General features: G+C 67.0%; 15 protein-coding genes and 1 pseudogene. 12 read left to right on the plus strand and 4 right to left on the minus strand.

Annotation, left to right across the window (positions count from 1 at the left end):
- Positions 1-22 precede the first annotated feature (22 nt).
- The 6 genes from ACWPXK_RS31400 (at position 23) to era (ending at position 5,446) form a co-directional block, all read left to right on the plus strand.
- Complete coding sequence (locus ACWPXK_RS31400; protein WP_454199781.1) at positions 23-955, plus strand: LysR family transcriptional regulator; 933 nt, start codon at positions 23-25, stop codon at positions 953-955.
- A gap of 122 nt (positions 956-1,077) precedes the next feature.
- Positions 1,078-2,169: a PhoH family protein gene (locus ACWPXK_RS31405; protein ID WP_454199782.1), complete on the plus strand. Its 1,092-nt coding sequence runs from the start codon at positions 1,078-1,080 to the stop codon at positions 2,167-2,169.
- Positions 2,170-2,231: 62 nt separating this feature from the next.
- Positions 2,232-2,786, plus strand: coding sequence for an rRNA maturation RNase YbeY (gene ybeY / locus ACWPXK_RS31410; protein ID WP_364327761.1), 555 nt, complete (start codon positions 2,232-2,234; stop codon positions 2,784-2,786).
- Complete coding sequence (locus ACWPXK_RS31415; protein ID WP_454199783.1) at positions 2,783-4,147, plus strand: hemolysin family protein; 1,365 nt, start codon at positions 2,783-2,785, stop codon at positions 4,145-4,147. The genes ybeY and ACWPXK_RS31415 overlap by 4 nt, the downstream gene beginning before the upstream one ends.
- Positions 4,144-4,530, plus strand: a complete 387-nt coding sequence (locus ACWPXK_RS31420; RefSeq protein ID WP_454199784.1) for a cytidine deaminase — start codon at positions 4,144-4,146, stop codon at positions 4,528-4,530. Before ACWPXK_RS31415 ends, ACWPXK_RS31420 begins: the two co-directional genes overlap by 4 nt.
- On the plus strand, positions 4,523-5,446 hold the full coding sequence (gene era / locus ACWPXK_RS31425; RefSeq protein ID WP_454199785.1) for a GTPase Era: 924 nt from the start codon (positions 4,523-4,525) through the stop codon (positions 5,444-5,446). The genes ACWPXK_RS31420 and era overlap by 8 nt, the downstream gene beginning before the upstream one ends.
- 117 nt (positions 5,447-5,563) lie before the next feature.
- Here era and ACWPXK_RS31430 read toward each other — a convergent pair whose 3' ends face one another.
- Positions 5,564-6,343 (minus strand): hypothetical protein, encoded by a 780-nt coding sequence (locus ACWPXK_RS31430; protein WP_454199786.1) that lies wholly within the window; start codon positions 6,341-6,343, stop codon positions 5,564-5,566.
- Between the two features lie 148 nt (positions 6,344-6,491).
- Between ACWPXK_RS31430 and ACWPXK_RS31435 the strand changes: the two genes are divergently transcribed.
- Positions 6,492-6,986: a nitroreductase family deazaflavin-dependent oxidoreductase gene (locus ACWPXK_RS31435; protein WP_454199787.1), complete on the plus strand. Its 495-nt coding sequence runs from the start codon at positions 6,492-6,494 to the stop codon at positions 6,984-6,986.
- A gap of 81 nt (positions 6,987-7,067) precedes the next feature.
- Positions 7,068-7,214 (plus strand): annotated as a pseudogene (locus ACWPXK_RS31440) (GTPase Era); the annotation flags it as partial.
- 234 nt (positions 7,215-7,448) lie between these two features.
- On the opposite strand, the gene ACWPXK_RS31445 reads toward ACWPXK_RS31440, so the two are convergent.
- Positions 7,449-8,042: an NUDIX domain-containing protein gene (locus ACWPXK_RS31445; protein ID WP_454199788.1), complete on the minus strand. Its 594-nt coding sequence runs from the start codon at positions 8,040-8,042 to the stop codon at positions 7,449-7,451.
- Positions 8,043-8,149: 107 nt separating this feature from the next.
- Positions 8,150-8,401, minus strand: a complete 252-nt coding sequence (locus ACWPXK_RS31450) for a hypothetical protein (protein WP_454199789.1) — start codon at positions 8,399-8,401, stop codon at positions 8,150-8,152.
- A 349-nt stretch (positions 8,402-8,750) separates the two neighbouring features.
- On the opposite strand from ACWPXK_RS31450, the gene ACWPXK_RS31455 reads away from it, so the two are divergent.
- Both ACWPXK_RS31455 and ACWPXK_RS31460 read left to right on the plus strand, forming a co-directional pair.
- Positions 8,751-10,001, plus strand: a complete 1,251-nt coding sequence (locus ACWPXK_RS31455) for an erythromycin esterase family protein (RefSeq protein ID WP_454199790.1) — start codon at positions 8,751-8,753, stop codon at positions 9,999-10,001.
- 70 nt (positions 10,002-10,071) lie between these two features.
- On the plus strand, positions 10,072-10,518 hold the full coding sequence (locus ACWPXK_RS31460; RefSeq protein WP_454199791.1) for a PaaI family thioesterase: 447 nt from the start codon (positions 10,072-10,074) through the stop codon (positions 10,516-10,518).
- A gap of 54 nt (positions 10,519-10,572) precedes the next feature.
- Here the strand turns inward: ACWPXK_RS31460 and ACWPXK_RS31465 are convergent, their stop codons facing one another.
- Complete coding sequence (locus ACWPXK_RS31465) at positions 10,573-12,003, minus strand: amidase (RefSeq protein ID WP_454199792.1); 1,431 nt, start codon at positions 12,001-12,003, stop codon at positions 10,573-10,575.
- Between the two features lie 150 nt (positions 12,004-12,153).
- Between ACWPXK_RS31465 and ACWPXK_RS31470 the strand changes: the two genes are divergently transcribed.
- Together ACWPXK_RS31470 and ACWPXK_RS31475 are read left to right on the plus strand one after the other, a co-directional pair.
- Complete coding sequence (locus tag ACWPXK_RS31470) at positions 12,154-13,020, plus strand: alpha/beta fold hydrolase (protein ID WP_454199793.1); 867 nt, start codon at positions 12,154-12,156, stop codon at positions 13,018-13,020.
- Complete coding sequence (locus ACWPXK_RS31475) at positions 13,007-13,612, plus strand: TetR/AcrR family transcriptional regulator (RefSeq protein WP_454199794.1); 606 nt, start codon at positions 13,007-13,009, stop codon at positions 13,610-13,612. The genes ACWPXK_RS31470 and ACWPXK_RS31475 overlap by 14 nt, the downstream gene beginning before the upstream one ends.
- Positions 13,613-13,929: the final 317 nt, after the last annotated feature.

The raw sequence follows: 13,929 nt of genomic DNA on the forward strand, positions 1-13,929 counted from the left end.
ATGAATAATAACGATAAAGTTGATGCAGTACGCGCATATAGAGAGGCCGCAGATGCTGGGCGAGGATCTGGAGTGGTTCACGACCCTCGCCGAGATGGAACGCGTCGGCGCGGCGGCGGAGCGGCTGCACATCGCCCAGCCGACCCTCTCGCGCATGCTGGCGCGGTTGGAGCGCAGGGTCGGCGTCGAACTGTTCGACCGGCGCGGCAAGCGCATCACGCTCAACGAGTTCGGCCGGATCTACTACGAACACGCGCGTCGCGCCCGATCCGAGCTCGATGCCGCGAAACAGGCCGTCGCCGATCGCGTGAACCCGGCCAAAGGCGTCGTCCGGCTGTCCTTCCAGCATTCCTTCGGCGCTTCGCTGGTGCCGCAGCTGATCAGCGAGTTCCGGCGGGTCTCCGGACGGATCACGATAACGCTGTGGCAAGGCGCGGCCGAAGCGGTGACCGAGCGTGTGCTCGAGGGTGCGGCGGATCTGGGCATCGTCTCGCCTCGTCCGGCCGTCGCGGGCGTCGGGTGGCGGGTGGTGCTGCGGCAGCCGTTGGTCCTCGCTCTGCCGCCGGAGCATCGCCTGGCCGGGCGGCGGCAGGTCCGGCTCGCGGAGGTGGCCGACGCGGAGTTCATCACGATGCACTGCGGGTTCGGGATGCGGCGAATCTTCGACGAGTTGTGCGCCGCGGAGGATATCCGGCCGAGGATCGCGTTCGAATCGAGCGATCTGGTCACCGTGGCAGGGCTGGTGTCGGCCGGATTGGGGGTGGCGATCCTGCCGCGGGAAGATCGGCTGTCGGCGGGGCCGCTGTCCGGCCCGGTGACGGTGCCGCTCGCCGACGCGGGCGCGGCTCGCGCGGTCGGGATGGTCTGGCCTGCCGCCGCCACGCCGTCGGACGCGGTGCGGCGCTTCCGCGATTTCACCGAGGATTGGGCGCGGCGGCGTGGGGGAATCCGGTGAGCACCGGAGTCCGTTAGCAGCATATTCACTGGGCCGTGTCGGTGGGGCGGGTTAAACTTTTCTCAACACAGCAGTCGAGACCGGAAAGCAGGCTATAGCCACTTTTGAGAGCACAAGGCGAGATGGGCGACCCGATCACCCCAGCGGCAGGCATCGGCGCCGGCGACACCGGTTCGGATCCCGCAGCGCGCACCGTGCGTTCGAGTATCGAACTCGCTCCCGAATCCGTGTTCCCTTTCCTCGGTTCCGCCGACCAGAATCTGCGTGAACTCGAATCCCTGCTCGACGCGGACATCCACGTCCGAGGCAATTCCGTCACCCTCACCGGCAAGGCGGCCGACGTCGCGCTCGCCGAGCGTGTCATCGAGCAATTGGTCGCGCTCACCGGCCGCAATCGCGTGGTGACTCCCGAGGCGGTGCGTCACACCGTATCGATGCTCACCGAGGGCTCCAGCGAATCTCCGGCGGAGGTGCTCAGCCTGGACATCCTGTCCCGGCGCGGCAGGACCATCCGGCCCAAGACGCTGAATCAGAAGCGCTACGTCGACGCGATCGACGCCAACACCATCGTGTTCGGCATCGGTCCCGCGGGTACCGGCAAGACCTATCTGGCGATGGCCAAGGCGGTCCAGGCGCTGCAATCCAAGCTGGTCAACCGGATCATCCTCACCAGGCCCGCGGTCGAGGCGGGGGAGCGGCTCGGCTTCCTGCCCGGCACGCTGAACGAGAAGATCGACCCGTACCTGCGCCCGCTCTACGACGCGCTGCACGACATGATGGATCCGGAGGCCATTCCGAAGCTGATGGCGGCCGGTGTCATCGAGGTCGCCCCGCTGGCATACATGCGCGGCAGGACCCTCAACGACTCGTTCATCATCCTCGACGAGGCGCAGAACACCACCGCCGAGCAGATGAAGATGTTCCTGACCCGGCTCGGGTTCGGGTCGAAGATCGTGGTGACCGGTGACGTCACCCAGGTCGACCTGCCCACCGGCGCGCGGTCGGGTCTGCGCGCGGCCAGCGAGATCCTCGGCGAAATCGAGGACATCCACTTCGCCGAGCTCACCAGCAGCGACGTGGTCCGCCACCGCTTGGTTTCGGACATCGTCGACGCCTACGACCGGGCCGAGGCCGAGGCACGTCCGCCGGTCGCTCCGCATTACGGCGGCAACCGGGCGCAGCGGCGTGCCGCGAGCCGGTCGGAGCGCCGATAACGCGTTCCGCCGGGCGGGGCTCCGCTCCGCCGACGCGATCGCGGGGATCGTAGGCTATTCGGGTGAGCATCGAGATCGCCAACGAGTCGGGTATCGACGTGCCCGAAGAAGAGCTGGTCAGCGTCGCGCGGTTCGTGATCGCCCGGCTGGACGTGCACCCGGCCGCGGAGCTGTCGATGGTACTCGTCGATCTCGATACCATGGCCGACCTGCACATGCGCTGGATGGACCTGCCCGGCCCGACCGACGTCATGTCCTTCCCCATGGACGAGCTCGAGCCGGGCGGACGGCCCGACAGCCCCGAGCCCGGCCCGTCCATGCTGGGCGACATCGTGTTGTGCCCCGAATTCGCCGCCGGCCAGGCGCGCAAGGCGGGTCACTCGCTGGACCACGAACTCGCGCTGCTCACCGTGCACGGCGTGCTCCACCTGCTCGGCTACGACCATGCCGAGCCGGAGGAGGAGAAGGAGATGTTCGCGCTGCAGGCTACGCTGCTCGAGGAGTGGTACGAGAGCCTGAATGAAGCGCGGCGGCGGGCCGAGCTCGCCGAACGCGACGCGCGGTTGCTGGGTAAGGCGGGCTTCACCACACCGGGTGATTCCCTGGATCCCGCGTGAATTCCCTGACCCTCGTTCTGCTGGCGGTCCTGCTCATCTCGGTGGGTGGGGTCTTCGCCGGGGTCGATTCCGCGCTGAACACCATCTCCCCCGCGCGCGCCGAAGACATGGTCCGAGCCGACCGGCCGGGTGCGGTGCGCCTGACCCGGATCGTCGCCGACCGGGCGCGCTACGTGAATCTCATGGTGCTGCTGCGGATTCTGTGCGAGATCGGCGCCACGGTGCTGCTGGTCGCGGGGCTGATGACGGTCTGGGAGCAGAACTGGGCGCTGCTGGTCACCGCGCTGGTGATGGTGCTGGTGTCCTATGTGGTGATCGGAGTCGGTCCGCGCACGCTGGGCCGTCAGCACGCGTACTCGATCGCGCTGGCCGCGGCGCTGCCGCTGCAGTTCATCGGCGCGCTGCTCGGCCCGCTCAGCAGGTTGCTGATTCTGCTCGGCAACGCGATCACGCCGGGCAAAGGTTTCCGCAACGGTCCCTTCGCCTCCGAGATCGAGTTGCGCGAAGTGGTCGAGATGGCCAGTGAGCGCGGCGTGGTGGCCGACGACGAACGCCGGATGATCCAGTCGGTCTTCGAACTGGGCGACACCCCCGCCCGCGCGGTGATGGTGCCGCGCACCGAGATGGTCTGGATCGAGGCGGACAAGACCGCGGCGCAGGCGATGTCGCTCGCGGTGCGCTCCGGGCACTCGCGGATTCCGGTGATCGGCGAAAACGTCGACGACATCCTCGGCGTGGTCTACCTGAAAGACCTTGTGCCGTATGCGGATCGCAGCCGCAAGGTGCGGGTGCGTCAGGTCATGCGGTCGGCGGTGTTCATGCCCGACTCCAAACCGCTGGACAGCCTGCTCGACGAGATGCAGCGCAGGCGCAACCACATGGCGCTGCTGGTGGACGAGTACGGCGGCATCGCGGGTTTGGTGACCATCGAGGACGTGCTGGAGGAGATCGTCGGTGAGATCGCCGACGAGTACGACACCGACGAGACCCCGCCCATCGAAGACCTCGGCGATGGGCGCTACCGGGTATCGGCCCGGCTGTCGGTGGAGGACCTCGGCGAGCTGTACGGGCTGGAGATCGAGGAAGAGGACGTCGACACCGTCGGCGGCCTGATGGCCCACGAACTCGGGCGGGTGCCGCTGCCCGGTTCGAAGGTCGAGGTTCATGGGCTGGTGCTGCGCGGCGAAGGCGGCGCGGACGCGCGGGGGCGGGTGCGGGTGAACACCGTCGTGGTCCGCAAAGCGCGCGAGAGGGTCCCGGCGGGGAAAACCAGCGGCGACAATCCCAATGGGAAGCGCAAGGCCAATGGATCGGAGCGGGAGAGCCCGGCCGATCGCGACGAGGACGGAGACACCGAATGACCGAACTGGACGCCGAGGACAACAAGCTGGTCGTGCTGGCCCGCGGGGCGCTCGGCCGCACCGGCGGGGCGAGTGGCGCGGCCATCCGCGATACGGACGGACGCACCTACGCCGCGGGCGAGGTGAACCTGACCGCGCTGCGGCTGACGGCGTTGCAAGCAGCGGTGGCCGCCGCGCTCTCCAGTGGCGCCGAGGGATTCGAGGCGGCCGTGGTGGTCGGTGGGCGGTTGTCCGATTTCGGCGTCACCGCGGTGCGTGAGGTCTCCGCGGAGGCGCGGATCATCTTCACCGACCGCGACGGCGCGGTGTTCGAAATCGTCGACGATTCGGCCGACGCCGCCGACGCGGTGACCGCCGACTCGGGCGAGGTGCACGGTGGGTGATCGATCGAAGGCCCGTGAGGACGAATTCCGTTCGGGGTTCGTCTGTTTCGTCGGCCGGCCGAACACCGGTAAGTCGACGCTGACCAACGCGCTGGTCGGCGCGAAGATCGCGATCACCTCCTCGCGTCCGCAGACCACCAGGCACACCATTCGCGGCATCGTGCATCGCGAGCACGCCCAGTTGATTCTGGTCGACACGCCCGGCCTGCACCGTCCGCGCACACTGCTCGGCCAGCGCCTCAACGACCTGGTGCGGGATACGTATTCGGAAGTCGACGTGATCGCGCTGTGCATCCCGGCCGACGAGAAGATCGGCCCTGGCGACCGCTGGATCGTGCAACAGATCAAGCAGATGGCGCCCAAGACCACGCTGCTCGGCGTGGTCACCAAGATCGACAAGGTGAGCCGTGACCAGATCGCCGAGCAACTGCTCGCGGTCGCCCAGCTGCTCGGCCCGGACGCCGACGTGGTGCCGGTGTCGGCGGTCAAGGGCGAACAGGTCGAGGTCCTGGTCGACGTCATCGCCTCGAAGATGCCGGAGGGCCCGGCCTTCTACCCCGACGGCGAGCTCACCGACGAGCCCGAGGAAACCCTGATGGCCGAGCTCATCCGCGAGGCCGCGCTCGAGGGCGTCCGCGACGAACTGCCGCACTCGCTGGCCGTCGTCATCGAGGACATCCTGCCCTACGAGGAGCGCGAGGACATGCTCGACGTCCACGCCCTGCTCTACGTCGAGCGCCCCAGCCAGAAAGCCATCGTCATCGGCAAGGGCGGCTCCCGCCTGAAGGAAGTCGGCACCAACGCCCGCAAACAGATCGAACACATCCTCGGCACCCGCATCTATTTGAATTTGCATGTGAAGGTGGCGAAGGACTGGCAGCGCGATCCCAAGCAACTGGGCAAACTCGGGTTCTGATCGATTCACCCAGGGGAGTTTCCAGTGAACTCTTCCTTCGACGCCGGTCCGATACAGCCTCGGTCAGAGACGCCGCTGGAACAGCTGTGAACCAGGGATTCAGAGTCATGCAGGCGGTCACCGCCATAGCTCTATCGGCAGCGTTTCGCCTTCGTCGAAGAATGTGGCCTCAGGATGTTTGTCGTAGAGGATCGTGAGGTCACGTCCCCACAGCAGGCCGAGATCGCGGTCGATCGCCCAGTCCAAGACCGCCCATAACTGCGCCTGCATCCAGCGTTTGTCGGTCGTGGAGAGCTCGCCGACATCGCCCTCGGGTTTCGGTGATATCAGGGAGGCCAAGCGTCGGGTTTCGGCGGCGTCGAGCCAGCCGTGGATACCCTCTCCACTGGCACCTTCGATCAAGTAAGCTGCGCCGTTGTCCAGTCGTTCGAGCAGTTTGTCGAGTTCAGTGGCAGGTGAGGGCTCTCGGCGCGGGTACTCACTGAAGACCCGCGAGACATACGACCCCCGGCTGCCGAGCCACGCGTAGGCGCGCAGCGACTCACGGGTGATGATCCACTCCACAAGGTCGACGAAATCAACGTAATCCCATACCGATCCGTCGTAGTCCGATCCGTCGCCCACCGGCTCGAACCCCTTGGCGAGCGTCCCGTTCACGACGTGGAAGTCACGTCCGAGATCGCAGGCGGAGAACGAGTCGTCGACATGGGTCATCACCGTAGCCAGTCCCTCGAAATCACCAGGGGTCTCGACGCTGAGCGCCACGAGGGAGTGGGCTCGCCAGCGACGAATGCCATTCGCGACGATTGGGTGGTCAGGCCCCGACCTCAAGGCGGGGATGACAGCGGTCCGGAACTTTTCCTCGTCGAACGCGCATACCACGCCCCATGTGCCCACGCGTGTCCTCCTCCGATCCGATCGGCGACTGAGCATGACAGCCGCGGGCCGGTCGATCAAAGTTCGACGCCATCGGTTACCCGCTCTTGACAGCCTTACGTTGTAATGCTTCCCTTGCAATACCCGACTTACAACGTAAGAGATTGGCGTGACCATGTGGATATGGATCGCGATAGTCGCGGGCACGCCGGTGGGGCTGGCCCTGGCTTGGTGCCTCTTCCTGCTGGTGGTGATGCGCACGAGCTACGCTCCCGGCCTCGCAGTGGTCCGCCACTTCAACCGCCGCTTCATGAACCCTCGCGCCATGAAGACCGCCGGGCGACCCGGCGCCTATGCCTCTGTGGTCCGCCACACGGGCAGGTCCAGCGGCAACGCCTACGAAACACCGATCGGCATCACCGAAGCCGCAGACCACTTCCTCATTTCATTGCCCTACGGCACCACACCCGACTGGCTCAAAAATGTGCTGGCCACCGGCACCGCCGAGGTGATCCACGAAGGTGCTTCCTACCAGGTCACCGAACCCGAACTGGTCCCCGCCGCATCAGTCGCCCAGGCTCAGTCGAGATCGGAACGTTTCGGACTGCGGCTCTTCGGTGTGAACGAGGTCCTGCGCCTGCGCAAGACACGGATCGAGCGGTGAGAGCGCCGACTGTCCGGCTCCTGACCCGGAGAAAACCATGGCCCGTATGCCATTCGCGCCTGTCGAGGTCTTGATCGAGGCATCGCCGCGAAGATGCCGGAGGGCCCGGCCTTCTACCCGACGGCGAGCTCACCTACGAGCTCGAGGGCCCCAATCGTCCAAGCTCATCTGCGAGGCCGCTCTCGACGGCGTCCGCGAGAACTGCCGCACTCGCTGGCGGTCGTCATCTAGAAGGTCCTGCCGAGCGTTGCCCTAGGCAAGCTATGGCAGCCAGGCGCGTGCGCTGATCACTACCGCGATACGCCGGTGGATTTGACCGACGGGGGTGTCGATGAGTCGATGCTGGCCCGCGACGAGTTCAATTTCTCAGTCAACCTCCAGCTCGCCGAAGCGCCAACCAGCTACATCCGTGCCAAGCTGGTCGAGCTGGCGCACGCCCAGCATGAGCGCACCAACCACCGGTTAGAGGCTGACGGCGGCGACCGCAGCCGGTGTATTCCAGCCGTGCTCGCTGAGCTGCGCTCGGCCGTCGAGGAACGCGCGGATCCTGATGGCGGGGTACTCGATCAAGTCATCGGGCAGCTGGTCTATCGGGAACCACTGCACAGCCGCGCACTTCTCCGGTTCCCGATTTACCGGCTCCCCGACCCACCGACGTGCCTGAAGGAACATCCCCAGCCGGGGCTCCGGGCCGGAACCGGCGGCGTGTACCGCGTGGACGAATCGGAGGTCGGTCGGGTCGATGAGCACGCCGACTTCCTCATGGGCTTCACGGACGGCGGCAGCGGTGATCGGCTCGCCTGCATCCAATTTGCCGATGGTAGATGCCACCGGCCTGCGAACATATCTCCTCGGCGCTGAGTCAGCAGCAATTCGTCGTCGCGCACGAGCAGGATGTGAACGTCTACCAGGTGACGGTCCGCCATCGGCATCTCCTCGAGTTCCACAGTCGGCCGAGGCGATACGGCACTGGGCGATCTTGTCACCACTGGACCCGCGTGGGTTTCGACCCGTCCGTCTGCACGCAGCTGGACAGGGCTTCCGCACATGGCACATCGCCGACAAGCACAAACCTATCGGCACTCACCCGCTGACCTTCTGATGTAGTGATCGAGAAGAGTTGAAGCAGGGAGGTTCTACGGTAACCGGGGAGTCCGGCGGTATCACCAGGTGAACCGCTCGGGGTGCTTCTCGGCCTCCTCCTGGACCTTCGCGAGCTCGGCGGCGAAGAACATCGTATGTCCACAGCGCAGGCACATGACAGCGTTCAATGCCGACAGCGGCTTCGCCCAGAGGTTGCGGCTATTCGGGTGTATGCCGACGTGGTACTGGCTCACCAGGCGGAGGTTGCCGATCTGGGGGCCGCCACACAACTCGCACTGGGGGATCCGTGGCGGCGGGTGTGCGGTTGCCATGCAACCATCCCTATCACACGCGTGAGAATGGGTATCGACGGAAATGCGAGAACCGCCCCCGAAGAGGGCATTCCTGTTCACCAGGATCCTGACGAAGGACTAGTTCTGCCAACGCCCGGCGCAACATACCCCGCTGCTGACGGCAGCCACGATCCGTCGTAGCGGTCACCGGTGGTCGCGGCAGCGCCCAGCCGGTACGGTCGTGATCATGGCAACCGGCAGCCTCTTTCTCTGACGCGCTCCACCGGAGCGCGGGCACCGACCGATCGAGCTGATCGGAAATCGGGCCGCCTTGCTCTCCCTCGGTGATTTCCCTCGAACTCGTACCCCGAGAACGGAGCATTTTCTCATGTCCGAAAACATCCGTCGGCACACCGCTGTCCTGAGCACTCTCGACCCGGACGCACCACTGGACGACCTCGAGCCGCTGCGCGACGTCGTCGGCGACGCGCGCGTCTTCGCGGTCGGCGAGGGTTGCCACTTCGTCCGCGAATTCACCGCCGCCCGGCAGCGGATTGTCCGCTACCTCGCCGAACAGTGTGGGTTCACCGTGCTGGCATTCGAGTTCGGGTTCCCCGAAGGCAGGGAACTCGACCGCTGGCTGCGCGGCACGGCCGACGAGGCCGACCTGCCCGGGATGCGGGGCACCACGTTCGCCGGTGTGACCGGGGAGTTCGCGCACTGGCTGCGGCGGTACAACCGGAACGGCGGGCACCCGGTCGACTTCGTCGGCATCGATATCCCTCAGGCGGGCGGTACGTTGCGTCCGGCATTGGAGCCCGTCGCGGATTACCTGCGCACGGTGGACCCCGAGGCCGTTCCACTGATCGAGACGGCATTGCGGGTCTCCGACCGGTTCTCCGGAGGCTCGGTGGCGGCGGCAGCGCCGGGTTGGGAGAAGCTGGATCGGGCCGATCAGAACGCCCTGACCGCGTCCCTGGCTCGCTTGCTGCTGCGGGCACGTGCTCTGGAACCGCACTACGTCGCCCGCAGTGACCAGGGCCGCTACGACATCGCCCTGCGTGACATCGAAGCGGCCTGCCACGCCGACTACATGTTCGGGGCGATGAGCGCCGTCTTCGCCGAGGGTGGGCTGTCCCTCGATACCTCCGTGCGCGAGCGCTATATGTCGAAGATGGTGCATTGGCACCTCGACCGCGCCGCACCCGGCACCCGCATCGTGCTGGCCGCCCACAACAACCACATCCAGAAGACGCCGATCTCCTACGGCGGCGCGCTGTGGGCGTACCCGATGGGCCACTATCTGGCTCGGGAACTGGGCGAAGACTACCGGGCGCTGGCGCTGACACATACCGCGGCGAGCGTCCCCGAGATGCACCCGGACGACACGCCCGACGTGGGGTTCTCCGTAGCCGATATCCCGATTGCCCCGCCCGGACCCGGAAGTGTCGAGGGCGCGCTCGTCGACGCAGGGCTCGGTGCGGACATCACGCTCACCGACCTCCGACCGTTCGCCGGAGGGTCGTTCCCCGACCGAATCCGCAGTCAGAGTGCGGAAATGGAGATGCCGGTCGCGGACGCGTTCGACGCGGTCCTGTCCAGTCCCACCGTCACCGCGCACTTCACAATGTCGTTCTAGACCGGCCGCGCCGCGTACTCCGCAGGCAGTCATTGTGGGACAGCCTTTTTCGTCGAGTTGAGGAGTGATGTTGTCCGACAAAGACCGATCGGGACCGTTCTGGGATGCGATGCGCGGTGATGCGCCCATGCCGCCGGCTGCGACGACGCTCGGGCTGGAGTTCATCGACGCCGATCTCGAAGCAGGCACGATCGAGCTGGCATTCACGGCGACCGAAGATTTCGTGAATCCGATGGGCAACGTGCTCGGCGCCTTCCTGGCTGCGATGCTGTACGACACCATCGGCCCGTGCGTGCTGGCCACACTGGGGCCTGACGAGTTTCAGTCCACCCTCGACTTGAACGTCAATTTCCTCGAGCCCGTCGCTCCGGGGCGTCTGATCGGCCGGGGGCGCATCGTGCACCGCAACGGGGACATCGTGCGGGTCGAAGCATCGCTGGCCGGTTCCGATGGAACGGTGGTCGCCACCGCCACCGCAACCACGAAGGTGATCCCGTTCGGCGTCACGGCTGTCTGACGGCTCGAACACTATCCGCCAACCCGGCGGAATAGTTTGTCGAATCGTGCCGGGTCACCACCAGGGCGTGGGGCGGTGGCGTTGCCAGTTCAGTTCGGATTCGAGTTGGGCGGCCAGCGAGATCAGGAGGGTTTCGGTGTTTGCCGTGCCCATCAGTTGGGCGCCGACGGGGAGGCCGGAGTCGGTGAAGCCCGCGGGGACGTTGACGCTCGGCCAGCCGAGGACGTTCCAGGGCCAGGTGTAGGGGCAGGCGGCGGTGATGAGGTTGTTGGTGGCGGTGATGCCGATGCCGTCGATCTCCTCGGCGCGCGGTGGGGGAGTCGCGGTGGTGGGGGCGAGGACCACGTCGTAGTCGCGGAAGAAGTGGCCGATTCGCCTGTGTAGCAATGGTTCCAGTTGGCGTGCCGCGTATAGAGCTGGGCCGTCCAACACGCGGCCGATCCGGGCATTGGCGGTGGTGCGCGGGTCGACTTCGAGGCCGGGCATCCGGTTGTACACACGCCGGATGCCCGCCAGCGAACGCGGCAGGAACGAGGCGCCGATCATGATGCCGTAGTGCAGGTCGGCCACGGTCACCGTGTGGCCGAGCTTGCGCAGGGTGTCGGCGGTTTTTCGGACGGCTTGCTCGACCTCGGGATCGAGGGCGGTCTTGGTCGTGGTGAACGGAATTCGCAGCGACAACGCGATCCGCAACCGGCCGGGGTCGCGGCCGACGGCGTCCGAGGCGGTGATCGGGGCGGGCGTGTGCGGGTCGCCGGTGTGCGGACCGGCTGCGGAGTCCAGCAGCAGCGCCGCGTCCGCGACGGTGCGCGCCAGGGGTCCGTGCACGGTGAGCCCGTAGAACAGTTCGCTTTCCGGCCACGTGGAGATCCGCCCCCGCTGCGGCTTGATACCGACCAGGTTGGTCCAGGCGGACGGAATGCGGATCGAGCCTGCCCCGTCGGAACCCAATGCGGCAGGGACCAATCCGGCCGCGACGGCCGCCGCCGACCCGCCAGAGGACCCACCGGGCGTCCGCGTGCGGTCCCAAGGATTGCGGGTGTGGCCGAACGAGGCGGCGCTGGTGAACGGCCACTGGCCGAGTTCGCAGGTATTGGTCTTGCCGACGATCACCGCGCCCGCCGCGCGCAGCCGCCGGACCGATTCGGCGTCTTCGGTTTTCGGTGCGAATTCGCCGCCGCAGCCGAAGGCGGTCGGCTCGCCGGCGATGTCGGTGTCGTCCTTCACCGCGACGGGCACGCCCAGCAGCGGCAGCCGTTCCCCGGTGGCCAGCCGCCGGTCGGCCTCGGCGGCCTCGGCGAGCGCCCGGTCGCGGCGCACGATCCGGAAGGCGTTGAGCGTGGATTGCGCCGCCTCGATCCGGTCGAGTGCGCCGCTGACCGCCGCGGTCGAGGTCATCGCGCCGCTCGCGAGTGCTGCAGCCAGTTCGGCCAGCCCCAGCTCCCGCGTATCGGGTGGAAGGCGGGTCGGATCGGACACCGTCATCTGAGCTCCGTCTCGTCGTGTTTCGGATAACCGTATCCACCGATCTGGTCAAGCGTCCATATCAATGGCCCGAAATCCACCCTGGGTAGGATAGACATACATACCGTATGTATGTAAAAGTGGCCAGGACCCGACACGACTGGAGGACCCATGGCAACCAGCACAGCACTAGGCCGCATCCACGAGGTGGACTTGCCCGGCGGCCGCATCCGCTACCACGAGACGGGGGAGGGCGCTCCGGTCGTCTTCGTGCACGGCCTGCTCGTCAACGCCGACCTGTGGCGCAAGGTGGTACCCGCGATCGCCGCCGCCGGATACCGCTGCCTGACGCCGGACTGGCCGCTCGGCTCGCACGAGATTCCGGTCCCCGACGCCGAGCTGACCCCGGTCGGTGTCGCCGATCTGATCGCCGCTTTCCTCGAGCGCCTCGACCTCACCGACGTCACGCTGGTCGCCAATGACACCGGCGGAGCGATCACTCAGGTGTTGCTGTCCCGCGACCGTTCCAGGATCGGCCGCGTCGTACTCGCCTCGGTGGACAGCTACGAGGGCTTCCTGCCGCAGCCGTTCACGGCGCTCCCGCTGCTGGCGAAAATCCCCGGGTCGCTCCGCCTGCTGACCGAAGTGATGCGCATCCGGGCACTGCATCGCCTGCCGATGGCCTTCGGCTGGGTCACCAAGCGGCCGATGCCGCCGGAGATCACCGACTCCTATCTGCTGCCGAGCCGCAAGTCGGCCGCGATCCGGAAAGACCTGCGCCGCTTCCTGAAATCCGCGCATCGCCGGTACACCCTCGAAGCCGCGCGGCACTTCGCCGGCGTCGACATCCCGGTACTGCTGGCCTGGGCACGCGAGGACCGCCTGTTCCCGGTGTCGTTCGCCGAACGCCTGGCCCGCGACCTGCCGAACGCGACGCTGACGCTCATCGACGACTCCTACACCTTCCTGCCGGAGGACCAGCCCGAGTTGCTCGCCGAATCGATTCTGGAGTTCACTCGGCTGCATGCCACGCCGTAGCCAGGAAGACCGCTCTCGCGCCACCAGAGCCGCGCTCGAACAGGCCGGACGGCGGTTGTTCACCGAGCGCGGCTTCGCGGGAACTTCGGCCGAAGAGCTGGTCACCGAGGCGGGCGTCACCCGTGGCGCGCTGCACCATCATTACGGCGACAAGCGCGGCCTGTTCCTCGCGGTGCTGGAGCAGATCGAGGTCGAGACGACCAAAGAGATCGAAAATGCCATTGCCGCAGTCGGTTCCGACGATGTGATGGCCGGGATGACGGCGGGCCTCGGTCTCTTCCTGGAGATCTGCCAGCGCCCGGCGATGTTGCGGATCGCGCTCACCGACGCCCCCGCCGTGCTCGGCTGGCAGGCCTGGCGGGAATTCGAATCGGCCCACGGCCTCGGCCTGATCACCGCCCAGCTCGAGCGCGCCCGCGATGCCGGGTTGATCGCCGACGCCCCGATCCCCGTGCTGGCCCAGCTCGTCGTCAGCGTGATCAGCGAGGCCGCCTTGATCGTCGCGCACGCCGACGACCCGGACACCGCCCGCGCGCAGGCCCAGCAATCAGTGCTGCTGTTGATCTCCGGACTCATCCTTACCGACGGCTGAATCGGCCCGGCGTGACCAGCTTTGAGAACCGGCGACCGGACCATTGGTCGTCGGCCTCAGCTCGGCGTTGAAGCCCAGCCGCTGACACTGGCTGAGCAGGCACCCGGCTGAGCGGTGAACTTCGAGGTCTCGCGGTTTCCGCCGCACGCAACCGTATCGGCCCGACTCCCGATTTCGAGCGCAGCGAGACCGAGCATTGCCCGTTCGCGGCCCGGCTCGCGTCCGAGTGGCCGCCGCGTCCGCGACGAAGTCGCCAGCGGCGGTCGCTCGGACGCGAGCCACAAAGGGGCCGCGAACACCCAGCGCCGCAGGCGCTG

The sequence above is a fragment of the Nocardia sp. Marseille-Q1738 genome, assembly GCF_965283145.1.